Source organism: Burkholderia sp. D-99 (assembly GCF_011605345.1).
Classification (GTDB): domain Bacteria; phylum Pseudomonadota; class Gammaproteobacteria; order Burkholderiales; family Burkholderiaceae; genus Burkholderia.
Map to the genome: position 1 here is coordinate 153,082 of NZ_JAAOXM010000015.1, position 20,495 is coordinate 173,576.

Consider the following 20,495-nt stretch of genomic DNA (forward strand, 5'->3'; position numbering starts at 1 on the left):
GGATATCTCGGATTCGACTTATAATCCGGCGCATCACCCAATTCCATCATCATGTCGTCGTCCACCGCCTCCCCCACCCTCAGCGCCGCCCACCTGCTCGCTCCGATCACGAGTGACATGGAGCAGGTGAATCGCGTTATCCGGCAAAGCCTCGCGTCCGACGTGCTGTTGATCAACCAGATCGCCGAGTACATCATCGGCGCGGGCGGCAAGCGGCTGCGTCCGGCGTTGCTGCTGCTCGTCGCCGGCGCACTCGGCGAGACGTCGCACCAGCGGCACGTGCTGGCCGCCGTCGTCGAGTTCATCCACACGGCCACGCTGCTGCATGACGACGTCGTCGACGAATCCGAGCTGCGCCGCGGCCGCCAGACCGCCAATGCGCTGTTCGGCAACGCGGCGAGCGTGCTGGTAGGCGATTACCTCTATTCGCGCTCGTTCGAGATGATGGTCGGCGTCGGCAAGATGCGCGTGATGGAGATCCTGTCCGAAGCGACGACGATCATTTCCGAAGGCGAGGTGCTGCAGCTCCTCAACATGCACGACGCGGACGTCGACGAAACGCGCTACATGCAGGTGATCCGCTACAAGACGGCGAAGCTGTTCGAGGCGTCGGCACGCCTGGGCGCAGTGCTCGCGGGCGCCGATGCGCCGACCGAGGCCGCGGCCGCCGAATACGGCCGCCGGATCGGCACCGCATTCCAGATCATGGACGACTGGCTCGACTACGCGGGCACCGTGGAGGCAATGGGCAAGAATGCCGGCGACGACCTCCGCGAAGGCAAGCCAACGCTGCCGCTCATCTATCTGATCGAACGCGGCACGCCCGAACAGGCAGCGCTGGCACGCGAGGCGATCGAACAGGGCGGCACCGATCGCTTCGACACGATTTTCGAAGCGATCACACGCTCGGGCGCACTGGATCACACGCTCGAATGCGCACGCCAGGAAGCGCAAGCGGCAGCGGCGGCAATCGCCGCGTTCCCCGATTCAATCTACAAGGAGAGCCTGCTCGCGTTGTGCTCTTACTCGACGTCGCGGCAGTCCTGATTGCATGTCGTGCGTCGCCGCCACGGCTGCGACGCACGTTCGACACGGGAAAATCACCTGTCTCGAAAAATTTTTTCTCCAAGGGCTTCCCTTCTTGAAGAAACGTCGTTATAGTTACGTTCTTGCTTGACGACGCAGCGGTCTTGAAGAAGACTGCGAAATTGGAAGAGTACAAATCGGGGTGTAGCTTAGCCTGGTAGAGCGCTACGTTCGGGACGTAGAGGCCGGAGGTTCGAATCCTCTCACCCCGACCAGATTTTGAAAAAACCGTGCACCATGTGCACGGTTTTTTTTCGTCCGGCCGCCGCGGGCCCCTCGTGTCGCGCACGACACATCACGGTCGCCGGCCTCTGCTATATTCCCTCCATCCCTGTCCTTCACTGCCCCTTCCAACGCGTGGACCAAATTCCCCTATGGGCGCAAATCGGCGCCGTCTTCCTGCTTCTCCTCTGTTCCAGCTTCTTTTCCATTTCCGAGACCGCGATGATGGCGCTCAACCGCCATCGGCTGAAGCATCTCGCCGGCCAGGGCGCACTCGGCGCGAAAACGACGCAGGGGCTGCTGACGCGCACTGACCTGCTGCTCAGCGTGATCCTGATCGGCAACAACCTGTTCAACACGATCATCCCGGTCCTGACGACTTCGCTCGCGCTGCATACGTTCGGCCGCAACAATCTCGCGCTGTCGATCGCGACCGGCCTTGTCGCGTTCCTGATCATCGTGTTCGCCGAAATCGCGCCGAAGATCGTCGGCGCGACCTTCCCCGAACGCATCGCGCTGCCCGCGAGCCTCGTGATCGCGCCGCTGATGCGCGTGTTCAAGCCGGTCGTCTGGTTCGTCAACGCGCTCGCGAACGGCGTGCTGTGGGTGCTGCGTATCAACACGAAGAAGGGTCGCGACCAGCGAATGTCGGCTGACGAGCTGCGGGCCATCGTGCTCGAGTCCAGCAGTTTCATGCCGACCAAGCACCGCAGCATCCTGCTCAACCTGTTCGACCTCGAGAACATCACGGTCGACGACGTGATGGTGCCGCGCCGCCAGATCGAGTCGCTCAACTTCTACGCACCGCTCGACGACGTCCTGCACCAGCTCGAAACCTGCTATCACAACCGGCTTGTCGTCTACGAGGGCGACATCGACAAGGTGCTCGGCGTGCTGCACGTACGCAAAACGCTGACCGCGCTGCACAACCAGGAATTCGACCGCGAGACGCTGCGCACGCTGCTCGCCGAGCCGTACTACGTGCCGTCGGGCACGCCGGTGGTTCAGCAGCTCCAGTTTTTCCAGGAAACACGGCAGCGGACCGCGCTCGTCGTCAACGAATACGGCGAGCTCGAAGGGCTCGTCACGCCCGAAGACATCATCGAGGAGCTGATCGGCGAGTTCACGACATCGATGCCGCGCAGCGAACGCGCGGGCGGCTGGGACGAGAACGGCGAATGCATCGTCTCGGCGAGCATGCCGCTGCGCGAGCTGAATCGCTGGCTGCACCTGAAGCTGCCGACCGACGGGCCGAAGACGCTGAACGGACTGGTTCTCGAAATCCTCGAGGAAATTCCGGAAGACGACGTGTGCCTGAAAATCGGTGACGTGATGCTCGAGGTGATGCGCAGCGACGATCAGGCCGTGCGCACCGTCAAGCTCTTCAAGCCGCGCGGCTCGCGAGTCGCACGCGCCACCGCGCGCTAGCCGAACGGCCGACTGCCGGCGCCGCCCGCGACGCGCGACCATCTGCTGGTCACGGTCAACAGGCGGCCAGCGTGCCGGCTCACATGCAATTCATTCCTCCCGGGGCGCCGTTGCGCACGCAGCAGCCGCCCGCTCACTCCGATGCGTCGCCCGCCACCGCACCGCGCGCGCTCGACGCGGCCCAGCTCGACGATGCGCCCGCTGTGCGGCTGCTGACGGACACCCTTCACGCAGCACGCGTGCGCGACGCGTCCGACATCCACGTCGAACCGTTCGAAGCCGGCTGGCGCATCCGCCTGCGCATCGACGGCGTGCTGCACGAACATGCGCGGCCGCCCCTTCATCTGCGCGACGCGCTCGTCACACGGATCAAGGTGCTCGCGCGCATGGACATCGCCGAGCGGCGGCTCCCGCAGGATGGCAGGCTGCGCATCGCGATCGACGGCGGCACGCGCGGTGACTACCGGGTCAGTTCGCTGCCGACGTTATTCGGCGAAAAGCTCGTGCTGCGGCGCCTCGAAACCCTGCCGACCGACCTCACGCTCGCCCGCCTCGGCTTCGACGCGCAACAGGCGGCCGCGATGGAGGCCGCGATACGCGCACCGCATGGCCTCGTGCTCGTCACGGGCCCGACCGGCAGCGGCAAGACGCTGTCGCTCTACTGCGCACTGCAGATGCTCGATCGCGACGCGCACAATGTCTGCACGGTGGAGGATCCCGCCGAGATCCAGCTCGACGGCATCAGCCAGGTCGGTGTCGCCGAAAAAGCGGGGCTCACGTTCGCGACTGCACTGCGCGCGCTGCTGCGGCAGGATCCGGACATCATCATGGTCGGCGAGATTCGCGATGCAGAGACGGCCGACGTCGCGATCAAGGCAGCGCAGACCGGCCATCTCGTGCTGTCGACGCTACACACGAACGATGCACCGGCCGCCGTCGCGCGGCTGCTCGACATCGGCGTCGCACCGTACAACCTCGCGGCCGCGCTGCACCTCGTCACCGCGCAGCGCCTCGTCCGGCGGCTGTGCACCGCCTGCCGCATGCACTCGGATGCACCGGTGCCCGTATTGCACGAAGCGGGCTGCGACCCGGCTGCGCTCGCTGCAGGATGGCGGCCGTTCGTCGCGCGCGGATGTTCGGCCTGTCACGGCATCGGCTATCGCGGCCGTGTCGGCCTGCATCAGACGATGCCGGTATCGCCCGGGCTGGCGGAACGCATCGTCACCCGGGCGAGTGTCGGCGAACTCGCGCGGTGCGCGGCGGCCGAAGGCGTGCGCAGTCTGCGCGACGCGGCGTTCGCGCGCGTCCAGGACGGTACGACGAGCATCGCGGAAGCCATCGCTGCGACACCAGCAGCATGAGCATACGCACACCGCCGCGCGAAACCCGCTTCGCGTGGCGCGGCCGCCGTCGCGACGGCATGCCGCGCCGCGGGATCGTCATCGCGTTCGACGCAGCGAGTGCACGCACCGCGCTCGCACGCGACGGCATCGCCGTGCTGTCGCTCGACGTCCGCGGTCCCGCTCGGCCGCCAACGGCCGGCGCGCGGGACATCACGCGCTTCACGCGCCAGCTCGCGAGCCTGCTGCAGGCCGGGTTGCCGCTCGCGCCGTCGCTCGAGATGCTCGCGCGTACGCGGCCACGCGACGGCCCGCCGCGCATCGCCGCGGGTCTCGCCCGCGAGATCGTCGGCGGCCGTCGCTTCGCCGATGCACTCGCACGCTATCCAGCGCAGTTCGGCACGCTGTATCGCCAGCTGATCGAGGTCGGCGAAGCGTCCGGCTCGCTCGGCGTCGTGCTGACACGGGTCGCGGAGCACCGCGAGCGCGCCGACGCGCAGTGGCGCAAGCTGCGGGCCGCGCTCGCCTATCCGGCGGCCGTCATCCTGTTCGGGCTCGCGATCTCGGCCGCGCTGATGGTGTGGGTGGTACCGACGTTCCGCCAGATCTTCGACGGCTTTGGCGCCGCACTGCCGGCCCCGACCCGGGCGCTGCTCGCGCTGTCCTCGGCGCTGTCGGCATGGGGCGGTGTGCTGGTTGCCGGTGCGGCGGCAATCGGGCTGGCCGCACATCACGCGCTGCGGCGGTCGGCACCGCTGCGCCACGCGGTCGCGCGGCGCCTGCTGCACGTCCCGCTCGCGGGGAGCGCGATGAGCCGGTTCGCGGCCGCACGCTGGTGCCGCTCGCTTGCGACGCTGCTCGGCGCCGGCGTGCCGCTCGCCGACGCCTTCGCCACGCTCGAGCGCACGGCCGGCCATCCTGTGTTCGAACGCGCCACCGCGCACATCGCAGCCCACGTGCTGCGCGGCGCGCGCCTCGCCGACGCGATGCAGTCGGCCGGCTGCTTTCCGGACGACGTCGTACAGCCGATCGCCGTCGCCGAGGAGACCGGGGCACTCGACACCATGCTCGCCGACATCGCCGCGCTGTGCGAGCGCCAGCTGGACGCGCGTCTCGAAGCACTCGCCGCGCTCGGCGAACCGCTGATCGTGATCGTACTGGGCGCACTCGTCGGCGGCCTCGTGATCGCGATGTACCTGCCCATCCTTCAGCTCGGCAACGTGGTGTAGCATCGCAACCGATTCTGTCGCCTTTTAGTCCGAACCTAGAGCCTCATGACGCCAGCGCCCCTGTACGCCATTACCGATTCGCCCGAGAGCACGCTGCTCGCACTGGCGATGCTGCCGCCCGCGATGCAGTATGCGTTCGCAGTCGTCATCGGCCTGTGCGTCGGCAGCTTCCTGAACGTGGTCGTGCATCGGCTACCCGTGATGATGCAGCGCGCGTGGCAGGCCGAGATCGATGAAGCGACCGGCAACGCGAGCGCCGCCCCCGACGACGGCTACCCGCCGCGCTACGATCTGTGGCGCCCGCGCAGCGCCTGCCCGCATTGCGGCCACGTGCTGCGCGCATGGGAAAACATCCCGCTCGTCAGCTACCTGATACTGCGCGGGCGCTGCCGGCGCTGCGGCCACGCGATCGGCATCCGTTATCCGCTCGTCGAGCTCGCATGCGCGCTGCTCGCCGCCGGCTCGCTCGCGACATTCGGCCCGACCGTCACCGCACTTGCCGCGTTCGCGCTGTGCGCCGCGCTGCTCGCGATGAGCGCGATCGATATCCGGACCGGCTACCTGCCCGACTCGATGACGCTGCCGCTCCTCTGGGCCGGGCTGGTGCTGAACCTCGGCGGCACGTTCACGTCGCTGCGCTCAGCCGTGATCGGGGCGATGGCCGGCTACCTGTTCCTGTGGTCGATCTACTGGCTGTTCAAATGGCTGCGCGGCATCGAGGGCATCGGTTTCGGCGACCTGAAGCTACTCGCCGCGCTCGGCGCATGGATGGGCTGGGCCGCCCTGCCGCAGGTCGTGCTGTTCGCCGCGGTGACGGGAGCGATCGTCGGGCTCATCGCGACCTGGCGCGGCCGCATGCGCTTCGAGGAGCCGATTCCGTTCGGCCCGTTCCTCGCGGCAGGCGGCGTCGCGACGCTGTTTTTCGGCACCCCTTTCTATGCGGCGCTCGGAGGCTGACATGTTCGCAATTGGACTCACCGGCGGCATCGGCAGCGGCAAGACGACCGTCGCCGACCTGTTCGCCGCCCGAGGCGCGTCGCTGGTCGATACCGACCTGATCGCCCATCGCATCACCGCGCCGGACGGCCTCGCGATGCCCGCGATCGGACAGGCATTCGGCCGCGGTTTCGTTGCCGCCGACGGCTCGCTCGACCGCGCGCAGATGCGTGCACTGATCTTCAGCGACGACGCCGCGCGCCGGCGCCTCGAAGCGATCACGCACCCGCTGATCCGGGCGGAGACCGATCGCGAGGCACGCGAAGCGCAGGGCCCATACGTGATGTTCGTGGTGCCGCTGCTCGTCGAATCCGGCAATTGGAAGGCGCGCAGCGATCGCGTGCTCGTCGTCGACTGCCCGGTCGAAACGCAGATCGCACGCGTGATGCGGCGCAACGGCTTCACGCGCGAGCAGGTCGAAGCGATCATCGCGCGGCAGGCGACGCGCGAGGCCCGCCTAGCGGCGGCCGACGATGTCATCGTCAACGACGCGACGACGGCCGATGCGCTCGCCGCGCAGGTCGATGCACTGCACCAACGCTATCTCGGGTTTGCGGCCGCCGCGCGCTGAGCCGCGCGCGTAATCGTGATGGTGTACGAAATTGGCGCGTTGCTAGGGTAGAGAGTGGGCATTAGAATGTCCTGCATTGTTTCAATCCCTACCCAAGAGGCGAGCGCGCTTGATTCTTTACGAGTATCCGTTCAACGAGCGAATTCGCACGCTGTTGCGCCTCGAAGATCTCTTCGAGCGCTTCGCGTTCTTTTTGGCTCAGGAGGACCCGCGTGAACACCACGTCGCGCTGACGACGCTGTTCGAAATCGCCGAGGTAACGGGCCGCGCGGACCTGAAATCGGATCTGATGAAGGAGCTCGAACGTCAGCGCCAGACGCTCGCCCCCTTTCGCGGCAATCCGGGCATCGAGCAGAACGCGCTCGAAGCCGTGCTCGGCGAAATCGAGCAGACACTCGCGAATCTCGCGCAAATGCAGGGCAAGACGGGACAGCACCTCGTCGACAACGAGTGGCTCGCCAGCATCCGCAGCCGTGCGGTGATTCCCGGCGGCACGTGCAAGTTCGACCTGCCGTCGTACTACGCGTGGCAGCAGTGGCCCGCCGAGCAGCGGCGCCAGGACATCACGAAATGGATCTTGCCGATGCTGCCGCTGCGCGACGCCGTGACGATCGTGCTGCGGCTCGCGCGCGAATCGGGTCAGGCATCGAAGGTCATGGCGATGCAGGGCAGCTACCAGCAGATGCTGTCCGGTCGCACCTACCAGTTGATGCAGGTGCGCGTGCCGCCGGAGCTGCGCGTGATTCCCGAAGCGAGCGCCAACAAATACATGCTGTGGGTACGGTTCACCATGCAGGACGGCGATGTGCGGCCGCGCGCGGTGGACATCGACGTGCCATTCCATCTGACACTGTGCAATCTGTAACGGCCGCGTGCCGGATCGCTTTCGTATGACTACCGTTGTGAAATGCCCGTCGTGCAGCGCTGAAGTGCGCTGGACGCCCGAAAATCAGTTCCGTCCGTTCTGCTCGGCCCGCTGCAAGCAGCTCGACCTCGGCGCCTGGGCCGCCGAAAAGTACCGGATCGGTGGATCCTCCGACGAGGGCCCCTCGTCGGAAGAAGACGGCACGGACGGCCGCCGCGACAGCTGAGCGGCGCACCGCCTGCTAGTGATATGGCCCGCCTTTCCGGCAGGCCATCGTGGCGTCAGTTCGACGCGGCTTCCTTCTCGAGCAGTTCGAGCACCGGCAGCGCTGCCGGCAGCAACGGCGCGACCTCGACCGGCAGTTGCTGCCACACGAATGCCTGCCCTTCCTTGCTGTGCGGCTCGCCGGTCCAGCCCGTCACCTTGCAGAAATAAAGCCGCACATAGGCATGCGGATAATCGTGCTCGAGCGTGTGCCAGCGATGGCTGGCCGTGACTTCGATGCCGAGTTCCTCGTGCAGTTCGCGCGCAAGCGCGTCCTCGACGCTTTCGCCGGCCTCCAGCTTGCCGCCTGGAAATTCCCAGTAGCCTTCATACGGCTTGCCTTGCAGCCGCTGCGCGAGCAGATAGCGGCAGCGGCCGACCGTACCGTCCGGCTGCACCATCACGCCAACCGCGACTTCCGTCACCTTGCGGCCATCGGGCGCGCGTACCGCGCCTTGTGCAACTTCCGCGCTCATGCCTGCTCCTTGCGTCCCGACCAGTCACGCGCAAACTGCCACGCGACGCGCCCCGACCGCGAGCCGCGCTCGAGCGCCCACACGAGCGCGTCGCCGCGTGCGGACTCGATCTCCGCATCCGGGCAGCCGAAATGACGCAGCCAGTGCCCGACGATGTCGAGGTAGTCGTCCTGCTTGAACGGATAGAAGCTGACCCACAGACCAAAGCGCTCCGACAGCGAGATCTTCTCCTCGACGACTTCGCCGGGGTGAATCTCGCCATCCGGGAGATGCTTGTACGTCTCGTTGTCGCTCATGTACTCGGGCAGCAGATGGCGGCGGTTCGACGTCGCGTAGATCAGCACGTTGTCCGACTGCGCGGCGATCGAGCCGTCGAGCGCGACCTTCAGCGCCTTGTAGCCCGACTCGCCTTCCTCGAACGACAGGTCGTCGCAGAACACGATGAAGCGCTCGGGGCGCTGCGAGATCAGGTCGACGATGTCGCCGAGATCGTGCAGGTCGTCCTTGTCGACTTCGATCAGACGCAGCCCGTCCTTCGCATGCGCGTTCAGGCACGCCTTGATCAGCGACGACTTGCCGGTACCGCGCGCGCCGGTCAGCAGCACGTTGTTGGCCGGCTTCTGCTGTACGAACTGCCGCGTGTTCTGTTCGATCAGCCCTTTCTGGCGATCGATGTTGTGCAGGTCGTCGAGCGTGATCGACGACACAGCCGGCACCGGCTGCAGATAGCCGCGCCCCTGGCGCTTGCGCCAGCGGAACGCATGTGCGGCATTCCAGTCGATCGCTGCCGGCGCGGGCGGCAGCATCCCTTCGAGACGGCCGAGCAGCGCTTCCGCGCGCGTCAGAAACTGTTCAAGTTTATCCATGTCGTTCGGCCACTCCCGATCAGGAGCGGTAATCCGCGTTGATGCTCACGTAGTCGTGCGACAGGTCGCACGTCCAGATAGTGGCCTGCGCGTCGCCTCGGCCAAGCAGCACGCGAATCGTGATTTCGCTCTGCTTCATCACGCGCTGGCCGTCCTCTTCCTGGTAAGCCGGGTTGCGGCCGCCCGCCTTCGCGACGAGCACATCGTCGAGATAGAGGTCGATCTTGCCGACGTCGAGATCCGCGACGCCCGCGTAGCCGATCGCCGCGAGAATCCGGCCGAGGTTGGGGTCGGATGCGTAGAAGGCCGTCTTCACGAGCGGTGAATGGCCAATTGCGTAGGCGATCTGGCGGCATTCCGCGACGTTCTTGCCGCCCTCGACCTGCACCGTCATGAATTTCGTCGCGCCTTCGCCGTCGCGCACGATCAGTTGCGACAGCACTTGCGCGACCTCAGTCACCGCATCGCGCAGCGCCACATAGGCCGGCGAATCGGTCGACGTGATCGCCGGCAGCGTGCTCTTGCCCGATGCGATCAGGATGAACGAGTCGTTCGTCGACGTATCGCCGTCGATCGTGATGCAGTTGAACGAGCGATCAGCGACTTCCTTCACGAGCGTGTCGAGCACCGGCTGCGCGACGTTCGCGTCGAACGCGAGGAAACCGAGCATCGTCGCCATGTTCGGCTTGATCATGCCCGCGCCCTTGCTGATGCCCGTCAGCGTGACCGTGTGACCGTCGATCGTCACCTGGCGCGACGTGGCCTTCGGCAGCGTGTCGGTCGTCATGATCGCCTGCGCGGCGTCGAACCAGTTCGCGGCCTTGCGGTTCGCGAGCGCGGCCGGCAGGCCGGCCTTCAGGCGATCGATCGGCAGCGGCTCGAGGATCACGCCGGTCGAGAACGGCAGCACCTGCGCCGGCTCGATACCCGCGAGGCGCGCAAGTTCCGTGCAGGTTTCGCGCGCGTTCACGAGGCCCGGCTCGCCGGTGCCGGCGTTCGCATTGCCCGTATTCACGACGAGCGCGCGAATGCCCGCGCCGCCCGCGCGCACCTTCGCCAGATGCTCGCGGCAAACGGTGACCGGCGCCGCGCAGAAACGGTTTTCAGTGAACACGCCCGCGACCGTCGCGCTTTCGTCGACGGAGATGACCAGCACGTCCTTGCGATTCGGCTTGCGGATGTTCGCTTCCGCCCAGCCGAGCGTGACGCCGGCGACGGGATGCAGTTGGGCGGGATCGATCGACGGAAAATTGACAGCCATGGGGCACACCTGCCGGATGGAAAATGCCGGCATGCGCCGGCATCGATTGGAAGAACCGGCGACCGCTTGCACGGGCCGCCGCAACTCACATCGCTCACTCGAAGCTGCGAACGGAGCGGCACGCCTAACGCGCGCCGCCGCCGATCATGACAGCTTCCCGTGACATTGCTTGTACTTCTTGCCGCTGCCGCACGGGCACGGGTCGTTGCGGCCGACCTTCGGCATTTCGCCGCCGGGGCCGCTGTGCGTCATCGCGCTGCCGACCATGTCGGCCGTCGCCGTGGCCGCCGCGGCAGCCGCGACGTTCGCCACCGGCGCACCTGCTTCCGCGTAATCGGCGTGCTGGTACTCGACGTTCTCGAGATGACCGCCGCGCTCCTCGATCTGCTCGGCGGCTTGCTCGAGCTGCTCCGGCGACTGGATCTGCACGTTCATCACGACGCGCGTGACTTCCTGCTTGATCGCCTCGAGCATCGCGGCAAACAGTTCGAACGCTTCGCGCTTGTATTCCTGCTTCGGATTCTTCTGCGCATAACCGCGCAGGTGGATGCCCTGGCGCAGGTGGTCGAGCGCTGCGAGGTGTTCGCGCCACAGGCGGTCGACCGTTTGCAGCATCACCGAGCGTTCGAACGCGCTGAACGATTCGCGGCCGACCATCGCGACCTTGCTCTCGTACTGCTCGTCGGCGGCCGTCGTCACGGCGTCGAGAATTTCCTCGGCCGTGATCGACGACGACTCGTTCACCATTTCCTGAATCGCGAGGTCGAGCTGCCAGTCGTTGCGCAGCGCTTCCTCGAGCTCGGGCACGTCCCACTGCTCTTCGATGCTGCCTTCCGGCACGAACTGGCGGACGACTTCGGTGACCACGCCGTGACGCATCGCGGAGATCGTCTCGGTGATGTCGTGCGCTTCGAGCAACTCGTTGCGCTGCTGGTAGATGACCTTGCGCTGGTCGTTCGACACGTCGTCGTATTCGAGCAGCTGCTTGCGGATGTCGAAGTTGCGCGCTTCGACCTTGCGCTGCGCGGACTCGATCGAGCGCGTGACGATCCCGGCCTCGATCGCCTCGCCTTCCGGCATCTTCAGGCGATCCATGATCGAACGCACGCGGTCGCCTGCGAAGATGCGCAGCAGCGGATCGTCGAGCGACAGGTAGAAGCGCGACGAACCCGGATCGCCCTGGCGGCCCGCACGGCCGCGCAGCTGGTTGTCGATCCGGCGCGATTCGTGGCGCTCGGTGCCGATGATGTGCAGGCCGCCCGCGGCCTTCACCTGCTCGTGCAGCGTTTCCCACTCGTCGTGCAGCTGCTTGATACGGCGTGCCTTTTCGTCGGCCGGAATCGCTTCGTCGGCCTCGATGAACGCGGCCTGCTTCTCGGCATTGCCGCCGAGCACGATGTCGGTACCGCGGCCGGCCATGTTGGTCGCGATCGTGACGCGCTTCGGACGGCCGGCTTCCGCGACGATCGCGGCTTCACGCTCGTGCTGCTTCGCGTTCAGCACCTCGTGCGGCAGCCCGGCCTGCTTCAGCAGGTGCGACAACAGTTCGGAGTTCTCGATCGACGTCGTGCCGACCAGCACCGGCTGACCGCGCTCGTAGCAGTCGCGGATATCGCGGATCACCGCGTCGTAGCGCTCCTTGGCCGTCTTGTAGATCTGGTCCTGCTTGTCGATCCGCTTCGGCGGGCGGTTGGTCGGGATCACGACCGTCTCGAGGCCGTAGATCTCGTTGAATTCGTACGCTTCGGTGTCCGCGGTACCGGTCATGCCGGCCAGCTTCGCGTACATCCGGAAGTAGTTCTGGAACGTGATCGATGCGAGCGTCTGGTTCTCGCTCTGGATCTTCACATGTTCCTTCGCCTCGACCGCCTGGTGCAGGCCGTCGGACCAGCGGCGGCCTGCCATCAGGCGGCCCGTGAATTCGTCGACGATGACCACTTCACCGTTCTGCACGACGTAGTGCTGATCCTTGTGGAACAGCGTGTGGCCGCGCAGCGCCGCGTACACGTGGTGCATCAGCGTGATGTTCTGCGGCGCGTACAGGCTCTCGCCCTCGCCGATCAGGCCCCATTCGGCGAGCAGGCGCTCGGCCTTTTCGTGGCCCGATTCCGTCAGGAACACCTGGCGGGCCTTCTCGTCGAGCGTGTAGTCGCCCGGCTTCTCGACACCCGTACCGTCGGCCTTCTCTTCGCCGATCTGGCGCTCGAGCAGCGGCGGCAGCGCGTTCATCCGCACGTACAGTTCGGTGTGATCCTCGGCCTGGCCCGAAATGATCAGCGGCGTGCGCGCTTCGTCGATCAGGATCGAGTCCACTTCGTCGACGACCGCGAAGTTCAGTGCCCGCTGCACGCGCGCGTCGGTCTCATAGACCATGTTGTCGCGCAGGTAGTCGAAGCCGAACTCGTTGTTCGTGCCGTACGTGATGTCCGCCGCGTAAGCCTGCTGCTTCTGGTCGTGCTCCATGCCGGACAGGTTGATGCCGACCGACAGACCGAGGAAGTTGTAGAGGCGCGCCATCCATTCGGCGTCGCGCTGCGCGAGGTAATCGTTGACGGTCACCACGTGCACGCCGCGGCCGGCCAGCGCGTTCAGGTACACGGGCAGCGTCGCGACGAGCGTCTTGCCCTCGCCGGTGCGCATTTCCGCGATCTTGCCGTAGTGGAGCACCATGCCGCCGATCATCTGCACGTCGAAGTGCCGCATCTTCAGCACGCGACGGCTGGCCTCGCGACAGACCGCGAACGCCTCGGGCAGCAGCTTGTCGAGCGACTCGCCGGCCGCGACCCGCTGGCGGAATTCGTCCGTCTTGCCGCGCAACTGGTCGTCCGTCAGCTTCTCGATCTGCGTTTCGAGCGCATTGATCGTCGTGACGGTCTTTTGGTATTGCTTGACGAGCCGCTGGTTGCGGCTGCCAAAAATTTTCTGGAGAAAACCGGTTGTCATCGGATCGGATCCTGCGTCGCAGCACCGGCGCCCGGCGCGTGTTGCGCGCCCCGACGCCCGAGCCTCGGCGGCTTAGCGAATTAGTGGACTCAAACGGTGAATTTTAGCACGCGCGAACGCGTGCGCCCGTGTCTCGGCCGGACGGGCACTGCACGCCGACGGCCGGGCCGACGGGGCGAAAGCCGCCCGTGCACGGGCCCGCGCGGGTACAATCGGCGTCAACGTCCGCGCGCGTGCGCGCCCGAAGAATGTCTCGATGAACCGATTTTCCAAGCGTTTCGGCCCGCTCGCCGCATATCGCCCGCAACCCGTGTCCGAAGTGCTCGGCCGCACCGACGCGTTCGCGGCGCTGCGTGCCGGCGTCGAGCAAATCGCGTCGCTGCAGCGCGATCTTGCCGCGCTCCTGCCCGACTACCTGGCGAACCACGTCGAACCCGGCTTCGTGAAGGACGGCACCCTGACCCTCTTTGCAGCACACAATGCGCTGGCCGCGCGGCTGCGACAAGTCGAGCCGCGGCTGCTCGGCGATCTGCAAAAGCGCGGCTGGCCGGTCTCGACGCTACGCGTGCGCGTGCGCCCGAAGGATGCACCGGAGCCGCCACACGTGAAGCAGGCGCGGATGACGTCGGTCGGCGCGGCCGCGTTGCGCGATCTGGCCAACCATCTCGAACCGTCGCCGCTGCAGGTCGCGCTCGCGCGGATGGCGGCCCGGCATGGGGCGAAGCCGCGCTGACGGCATGCGCCGCCGGCATCGCCCCGGCCAATAAAAAAGCAGCCCGAAGGCTGCTTTTTTATTGCTTGCGCCGGACGCAGGTCAGGCGAAGGCCGTCTGCGCGTCGAACGCGAAGCCCTTCGGCGCGGCTTGCGGATCGTCGAACGTGACGATCTCGTACGCATCTTCGTTCGCGAGCAGTTCGCGCAGCAGCGCGTTGTTCAGCCCGTGGCCCGATTTGTACGCCGTGTACGACGCCAGCAGCGGATGGCCGATCACGTACAGGTCGCCGATCGCGTCGAGCATCTTGTGCTTCACGAACTCGTCGTCATAGCGAAGCCCGTCGTTGTTCAGAATGCGGTACTCGTCGAGCACGATCGCATTTTCCATGCTGCCGCCGCGGGCGAGGCCCATCTCGCGCAACATCTCGGCCTCATGCGCGAAGCCGAACGTGCGCGCGCGCGCGATCTCGCGCACATACGACGTATTCGCGAAATCGACCTCGAGCTCCTGGCCGGTCTTGTCGACGGCCGGGTGACGGAAGTCGATCGAGAATTTCAACTTGAAGCCGAAGTACGGATCGAGACGCGCGAACTTGTCGCCATCGCGGATTTCGACCGTCTTCTTCACCTTGACGAAGCGCTTCGGCGCGTTCTGCTCCTCGATCCCGGCGGACTGGATCAGGAACACGAAGGTCGCCGCGCTGCCGTCCATGATCGGGATTTCCTCGGCCGTCACGTCGACATAGAGGTTGTCGATACCGAGGCCCGCACACGCCGACATCAGGTGCTCGACGGTCGACACGCGCACGCCATCCTTCTGCAGCACCGACGCGAGCCGCGTATCGCCGATCGACGTTGCCGCGGCGGGAATGTCGACGGGCGTGGGAAGGTCGACGCGGGAGAACACGATGCCCGTGCCCGGTGCGGCGGGACGGAGCGTCAGCTCGATCTTGCGGCCCGAGTGGACACCGATACCCACGGTCTTCACGATGGATTTGATGGTGCGCTGCTTCAGCATGATGTTCTTCGTCGTGATTGAAGATATCAATCAGGAGTTATATTCGATAGAGGGGATTATAGCGTAATTCCCTATTCAACGCAGTTTGAAACTGCGTATCAATCTGTTTCGACAGTTTACCCGCGCCGATACGGGACGGGCCGATGCCCGGAACGGAGGCGTTTCCGGTCATCAGCCCGTGTTACAACTGCCCTGAGGCCGGTGAGCAGCGTTGCCCGCAGGCAACGGCACACCGCACGATCAGGACGTCAACGTCGCGAGAACACTCGCCGCATCGCTCACTTCGAATTTGCCCGGCGCCTCGACGGCCAGCGTCTTGACCACACCGCCGTCAATCACCATCGCGTAGCGCAGGGAACGAATCCCCATGCCACGCGCGGACAAATCCTGCGTCAGCCCCAGCGCATGAGTGAAAGCCGCGCTGCCGTCCGCCATCATGCGCACCTTGCCCGCGGTGTGCAGATCACGTCCCCATGCGCCCATCACGAATGCGTCGTTGACGGACACGCACCAGATCTCGTCGATACCCGCCGCGCGCAGTTGCTCGGCGTGTTCGACGTAGCCCGGCACATGCTGTGCCGAGCAGGTCGGCGTGAAAGCGCCCGGCAATCCGAAGATCACCACCCGCTTTCCCGCAACCTGGTCGCGCACGCTGCAGGCGTTCGGCCCCAGCGTGCACCCTTCGCGCGCGTCGTCGATGTACTCGAACAATTGCGCGTCGGGCAGCGCGTCGCCCACTTGAATCATGGCTGGTCCCTCATAGCGATACGGTTTTTCAGCGTGTCACGGACGGCACGGCCCATCCCGCCCCGCTTGTGCGGAGAGGGCACGTTTCCCGGCCCGGCGTCGCAGTCGACGCGGCCTGTCGTGGTCCGTAGCATCCGTCACGCCGGCGATACCGCGGCAGTTTCGCCGCGGCTTCGCCTGTGTTTGCGTCAGTCAGCCTGCTTGCGCAGGAAAGCCGGGATGTCGTACGTGTCGACACCCTTCTCCTGCAGCGCCTGCACGTGCGATGCCGCGGTTTCGCGCGAATTGCGCCACACTGCCGGCGTATCCAGCGCGCCGTAGTCTGCCGTGCTGACGTGATGGGCCGGTGCATAGCCGTGCGACACCGCGCTGACCGGCTGGTTGTCCGTACCCGTGCGCAGCAGCGTCATCGGTGCCGATTGCTGCTTCTTCGCCGCACGGCCCAGACCCGTTGCCACGACCGTCACGCGCAGTGCATCGCCCATTGCGTCGTCGTACACCGCACCGAAGATCACCGTCGCATCTTCCGCCGCGTAGCTCTTGATCGTGTTCATCACTTCGCGCGTTTCCGACAGGCGCAGCGAACGGCTCGACGTGATGTTGACCAGCACGCCGCGCGCGCCCGACAGATCGACGCCTTCGAGCAGCGGGCTCGCCACGGCCTGTTCCGCCGCGAGGCGCGCGCGATCGACGCCGGCGACCGTCGCCGTGCCCATCATCGCCTTGCCCTGCTCGCCCATCACCGTCTTCACGTCTTCGAAGTCGACGTTCACGAGGCCATCGACATTGATGATTTCAGCGATGCCTGCGACCGCGTTGTTCAACACGTCGTCCGCGCACTGGAAGCACTTGTCCATCTCGGCGTCGTCGCCCATCACGTCGAACAGCTTGTCGTTCAGCACGACGATCAGCGAGTCGACGTGATCCTCCAGTTGCTGCGAACCTGCTTCGGCGACGCGCATGCGCTTGCCGCCTTCGAACTCGAACGGCTTGCTGACGACACCAACCGTCAGAATGCCCATCTCCTTCGCGATCTGCGCGACCACCGGTGCCGCGCCCGTGCCCGTACCGCCGCCCATGCCGGCCGTAATGAACACCATGTGCGCGCCGCGCAGTGCGTCGGCGATGCGCTCACGCGCTTCTTCCGCTGCCGCACGGCCCATTTCCGGCTTCGCACCGGCGCCGAGGCCCGTGTTGCCGAGCTGGATCACCGACGATGCGCGCGAACGCGACAGCGCCTGTGCATCCGTGTTCATCACGATGAAGTCGACGCCCTGCACGCCGCGGTTGATCATGTGCTGGACGGCATTGCCGCCAGCGCCGCCAACGCCGACCACCTTGATGATGGTGCCGTTGGTCTCGGTTTCCAGCATTTCGAATTCCATGTTGCCTCCGTCAAGAGAATGACTGCTAATCGGCCGTTATTCGGCAGGAGATCGGGCAACCCCCTGTCGCGCGCCAGCCGCCGGCACCAGCGCGAATTTCGATTCAGTTCGTCAAAAGTTGCTCAGGAACCATTCCTTCATCCGCGAGAACACCTGCCCCGCGTTGCCGGACTGCACGGCGACCTTGCGGCCGCGCATGCGCTGAGCGCTGCCTTCGACGAGCAGCCCCATCGCCGTCGAGTAGCGCGGATTGCGCACGACGTCGGACAGGCCGCCTGCATACTCCGGCGCGCCGATGCGCACCGGTTTCAGGAAAATGTCTTCACCGAGCTCGACCATGCCGGGCATCATCGACGCACCGCCGGTAATGACCACGCCGGAGCTCAACAGTTCTTCGTAACCCGATTCGCGCACGACCTGCTGCACGAGCGAGAACAGCTCCTCGACGCGCGGCTCGATCACGGCCGCGAGCGCCTGGCGCGACAGCGTGCGCGGGCCGCGCTCGCCGAGGCCCGGCACCTCCACCATTTCGTCCGGATCAGCGAGCGCCTGCTTCGCGATCCCGTAGCCGACCTTGATGTCTTCCGCATCCGGCGTCGGCGTGCGCAGCGCCATCGCGATGTCGCTCGTGATCTGGTCGCCGGCGATCGGAATCACAGCCGTGTGGCGGATCGCGCCTTCGGCGAAGATCGCGATGTCCGTCGTGCCGCCACCGATGTCGACCAGCACCACACCGAGATCCTTCTCGTCTTCCGTCAGCACGGCCAGCGACGATGCAAGCGGCTGCAGGATCAGGTCGTTCACTTCGAGCCCGCAGCGGCGCACGCACTTGACGATGTTCTGCGCGGCACTCACCGCGCCCGTCACGATGTGCACCTTCACCTCGAGGCGGATGCCGCTCATCCCGATCGGCTCGCGCACGTCTTCCTGGCCGTCGATGATGAATTCCTGCGTGAGGATATGCAGCACCTGCTGGTCGGTCGGGATGTTGATCGCCTTCGCGGTCTCGATCACGCGCGCGACATCCGTCTGCGTGACTTCCTTGTCCTTGATCGCGACCATCCCGCTCGAATTGAAGCTGCGGATGTGGCTGCCGGCGATCCCCGTGAACACGTTGGTGATCTTGCAGTCGGCCATCAGCTCGGCTTCCTCGAGCGCGCGCTGGATCGACTGCACGGTGGCCTCGATGTTGACCACCACACCTTTCTTCAGACCCTTCGACTCGCTCTGGCCGAGGCCGATCACCTCGTAGTGACCTTCGCCCTTCAGCTCGGCGACGATGGCCACCACCTTCGACGTGCCGATGTCGAGGGAAACCAGCAGATCCTTGTAGTCTTTGCTCATAAAGTGCTCTTGCGTGTGATCTCTCGTTACTTCTTGCGCTTGTCGGTATCGGTCAGGAACCGCATGCCTGCCGCGCGAATCGCGAATCCGTTCGGATAGCGCAGGTCCGCGTACTCGATGTCGTTGCCCCAGCGCTCCGTGACCGCCGGCCAGGCGGCAACCAGGCGCTGGCTCCGGTCATGCAGCGATTCGCTGTTGCGCTCCTTGCCCAGCTCGACCTGCATGCCGTTCGACAGCTTCACCGTCCACGCGTACCGCGCCGACAGCGTCACTTCTTCCGGCGCCGCCTTCAGCGGCGCAAACCATTTCCCGAAGTCGCGATACCGCGTGACGACTTCCTTCGCACTGCCCTCCGGGCCGTCGAACGCCGGCAGTTCCTGTTCCAGCTCGCCCTGGTTCGCGGTGAACAGCTCGCCGTCGACGCTCACGAGCTGGTCGCTGCCCCAGGTTCCGAGCGGTTTGTACTCCTCGAGCGTGACAGCCAGCGCATTCGGCCACACCCGGCGCACGCTCGCATGGCGCACCCAGGGCATCTGCTCGAACGCGGCGCGCGCTGCGTCGAGATCGACCGTGAAGAAATTGCCCTTCAGCCGGCCGACCACGCCTGCGCGTACCGTCGGCGAATTGATGTGCTCGGTGTCGCCATCGATCCGGATTTCCCGCAGCGCGAACGTCGGGCGCTGGATCAGCCAGTAGCAACCGGCCGCCGCCAACACGAGCAGCAGCAGCGCGTACAGCGCGCTGGCGGCAAGGTTGAGTTGGCGAACGTTGTTCCACATACGTCGTTCCGTTCCTGCGTCAGTCGTTGAGCGTGAGCGACAGCACCTTCACGACCAGCTCCGAATAGCTGATGCCGACCGCGCGCGCGGCCTTCGGCGGCAGCGAGTGGTCGGTCATGCCCGGCGCGGTGTTCACTTCCAGGAAGTACGCGTTGCCATCGGCGTCGAGCATGAAGTCGGCGCGGCCCCAGTCGGTGCAGCCGAGCACATCGAATGCACGGCGCGCGACGCGCTTGAGCTCCGCTTCCTTGTCGGCGGGCAACCCGCACGGAATCAGGTATTGCGTGTCGTTGGCGATGTACTTCGCGTGATAGTCGTAGAACTCGCCGGCCGGCACGATCTTGATCACCGGCAGGTCGAGATCGCCGGCGATGCATGCGGTGTATTCGCCGCCGCCCTCGATGCTCTTCTCGACGATCACGATCGGGTCATGCTTCGCGGCTTCCTCGAGCGCAGCCGGCAGCGCATCGGCTGTCTTCACCTTCAACACCGCGACGCTCGAGCCCTCGCTCGCCGGCTTCACGAACAGCGGCAGGCCGAGCTTCGCGACGATGTCCGTCGCGCGCGCCGCGAGGTCGTCGCCGCGCAGCACCGTCTCGAACGGCGGCGTCGGCACGCCCGTCTGCTGCCAGACGAGCTTCGTGCGGAACTTGTCGAGGCCGAGCGCCGACCCGAGCACGCCGCTGCCCGTGTAGCGGATCCCGTAGAAATCGAGCGCGCCCTGGATCTGGCCGTTCTCGCCGTAACCGCCGTGCAGCGCGTTGAACGCGCGCACGAACCCTTCATCCTTCAGCGCCGCCAGCGGGCGCTCGGCCGGGTCGAACAGGTGGGCGTCGATGCCCGCGTCGCGCAGGCCCTGCAGCACCAGTTGGCCAGACGTGAGCGATACCTCGCGCTCCGAGGACTCGCCGCCGAACAACACCGCCACCTTGCCGAAACGTTTCGGATCAATCCCGCTCAT

The 20,495-nt window shown here is 66.0% G+C and carries 19 protein-coding genes and 1 tRNA gene; 10 read left to right on the plus strand and 10 right to left on the minus strand.

All coding sequences use genetic code 11. From position 1 onward, the window contains the following. Window positions 1-51: 51 nt before the first annotated feature. From HAV18_RS34825 to HAV18_RS34865, 9 genes are all read left to right on the plus strand, one after another. On the plus strand, window positions 52-1,047 hold the full coding sequence (locus HAV18_RS34825; protein WP_059236288.1) for a polyprenyl synthetase family protein: 996 nt from the start codon (window positions 52-54) through the stop codon (window positions 1,045-1,047). A 177-nt stretch (window positions 1,048-1,224) separates the two neighbouring features. Further along, window positions 1,225-1,301: transfer RNA gene (locus HAV18_RS34830), tRNA-Pro, on the plus strand. A gap of 142 nt (window positions 1,302-1,443) precedes the next feature. Continuing rightward, window positions 1,444-2,736 carry an HlyC/CorC family transporter gene (locus tag HAV18_RS34835; RefSeq protein WP_166964944.1) on the plus strand — a complete coding sequence of 431 codons (1,293 nt, stop codon included), beginning with the start codon at window positions 1,444-1,446 and terminating at the stop codon, window positions 2,734-2,736. A gap of 83 nt (window positions 2,737-2,819) precedes the next feature. Continuing rightward, window positions 2,820-4,097 (plus strand): GspE/PulE family protein, encoded by a 1,278-nt coding sequence (locus HAV18_RS34840; protein ID WP_166964946.1) that lies wholly within the window; start codon window positions 2,820-2,822, stop codon window positions 4,095-4,097. After that, window positions 4,094-5,305, plus strand: a complete 1,212-nt coding sequence (locus HAV18_RS34845; protein ID WP_166964948.1) for a type II secretion system F family protein — start codon at window positions 4,094-4,096, stop codon at window positions 5,303-5,305. The genes HAV18_RS34840 and HAV18_RS34845 overlap by 4 nt, the downstream gene beginning before the upstream one ends. A 45-nt stretch (window positions 5,306-5,350) precedes the next feature. After that, complete coding sequence (locus HAV18_RS34850) at window positions 5,351-6,262, plus strand: A24 family peptidase (protein ID WP_166964950.1); 912 nt, start codon at window positions 5,351-5,353, stop codon at window positions 6,260-6,262. A 1-nt stretch (window position 6,263) separates the two neighbouring features. Then, on the plus strand, window positions 6,264-6,872 hold the full coding sequence (coaE, locus tag HAV18_RS34855) for a dephospho-CoA kinase (RefSeq protein ID WP_166964952.1): 609 nt from the start codon (window positions 6,264-6,266) through the stop codon (window positions 6,870-6,872). Between the two features lie 109 nt (window positions 6,873-6,981). Continuing rightward, complete coding sequence (gene zapD, locus HAV18_RS34860; RefSeq protein WP_166964954.1) at window positions 6,982-7,737, plus strand: cell division protein ZapD; 756 nt, start codon at window positions 6,982-6,984, stop codon at window positions 7,735-7,737. A gap of 25 nt (window positions 7,738-7,762) precedes the next feature. Then, complete coding sequence (locus HAV18_RS34865) at window positions 7,763-7,963, plus strand: DNA gyrase inhibitor YacG (RefSeq protein ID WP_166964956.1); 201 nt, start codon at window positions 7,763-7,765, stop codon at window positions 7,961-7,963. Window positions 7,964-8,018: 55 nt separating this feature from the next. On the opposite strand, the gene HAV18_RS34870 is transcribed toward HAV18_RS34865, so the two are convergent. The 4 genes from HAV18_RS34870 to secA all read right to left on the minus strand — a co-directional run bounded on the left by HAV18_RS34870 (window position 8,019) and on the right by secA (window position 13,547). Then, window positions 8,019-8,477 carry an NUDIX domain-containing protein gene (locus tag HAV18_RS34870; RefSeq protein WP_166964958.1) on the minus strand — a complete coding sequence of 153 codons (459 nt, stop codon included), beginning with the start codon at window positions 8,475-8,477 and terminating at the stop codon, window positions 8,019-8,021. Further along, complete coding sequence (locus tag HAV18_RS34875; protein ID WP_166964960.1) at window positions 8,474-9,343, minus strand: ATP-binding protein; 870 nt, start codon at window positions 9,341-9,343, stop codon at window positions 8,474-8,476. Before HAV18_RS34875 ends, HAV18_RS34870 begins: the two co-directional genes overlap by 4 nt. 19 nt (window positions 9,344-9,362) lie before the next feature. Beyond that, entirely contained in the window at window positions 9,363-10,604 is a 1,242-nt protein-coding gene (gene argJ, locus HAV18_RS34880; RefSeq protein WP_166964963.1) for a bifunctional glutamate N-acetyltransferase/amino-acid acetyltransferase ArgJ, read from the minus strand. A 144-nt stretch (window positions 10,605-10,748) separates the two neighbouring features. Next, on the minus strand, window positions 10,749-13,547 hold the full coding sequence (gene secA, locus HAV18_RS34885) for a preprotein translocase subunit SecA (protein ID WP_166964965.1): 2,799 nt from the start codon (window positions 13,545-13,547) through the stop codon (window positions 10,749-10,751). Between the two features lie 256 nt (window positions 13,548-13,803). Here secA and HAV18_RS34890 point away from each other — a divergent pair, with 256 nt between their 5' ends. Next, the gene (locus HAV18_RS34890; protein WP_166964967.1) at window positions 13,804-14,280 is read left to right on the plus strand and encodes a DUF721 domain-containing protein; all 477 of its coding nucleotides are present in this window, start codon (window positions 13,804-13,806) and stop codon (window positions 14,278-14,280) included. Between the two features lie 81 nt (window positions 14,281-14,361). Here HAV18_RS34890 and lpxC read toward each other — a convergent pair whose 3' ends face one another. The 6 genes from lpxC to HAV18_RS34920 all read right to left on the minus strand — a co-directional run bounded on the left by lpxC (window position 14,362) and on the right by HAV18_RS34920 (window position 20,495). Further along, entirely contained in the window at window positions 14,362-15,279 is a 918-nt protein-coding gene (lpxC, locus tag HAV18_RS34895) for a UDP-3-O-acyl-N-acetylglucosamine deacetylase (protein WP_027788449.1), read from the minus strand. A 240-nt stretch (window positions 15,280-15,519) separates the two neighbouring features. After that, the gene (locus HAV18_RS34900) at window positions 15,520-16,026 is read right to left on the minus strand and encodes a peroxiredoxin (protein WP_027788450.1); all 507 of its coding nucleotides are present in this window, start codon (window positions 16,024-16,026) and stop codon (window positions 15,520-15,522) included. Between the two features lie 188 nt (window positions 16,027-16,214). Then, entirely contained in the window at window positions 16,215-17,411 is a 1,197-nt protein-coding gene (gene ftsZ / locus HAV18_RS34905) for a cell division protein FtsZ (protein ID WP_021159911.1), read from the minus strand. A 111-nt stretch (window positions 17,412-17,522) separates the two neighbouring features. Next, a complete protein-coding gene (gene ftsA, locus HAV18_RS34910; protein ID WP_006487138.1) occupies window positions 17,523-18,755 on the minus strand; it encodes a cell division protein FtsA in 1,233 nt (410 codons plus the stop codon). A gap of 26 nt (window positions 18,756-18,781) precedes the next feature. Beyond that, window positions 18,782-19,534, minus strand: coding sequence for a cell division protein FtsQ/DivIB (locus HAV18_RS34915; protein WP_011350842.1), 753 nt, complete (start codon window positions 19,532-19,534; stop codon window positions 18,782-18,784). 19 nt (window positions 19,535-19,553) lie between these two features. Further along, on the minus strand, window positions 19,554-20,495 hold the full coding sequence (locus HAV18_RS34920) for a D-alanine--D-alanine ligase (protein ID WP_021159913.1): 942 nt from the start codon (window positions 20,493-20,495) through the stop codon (window positions 19,554-19,556).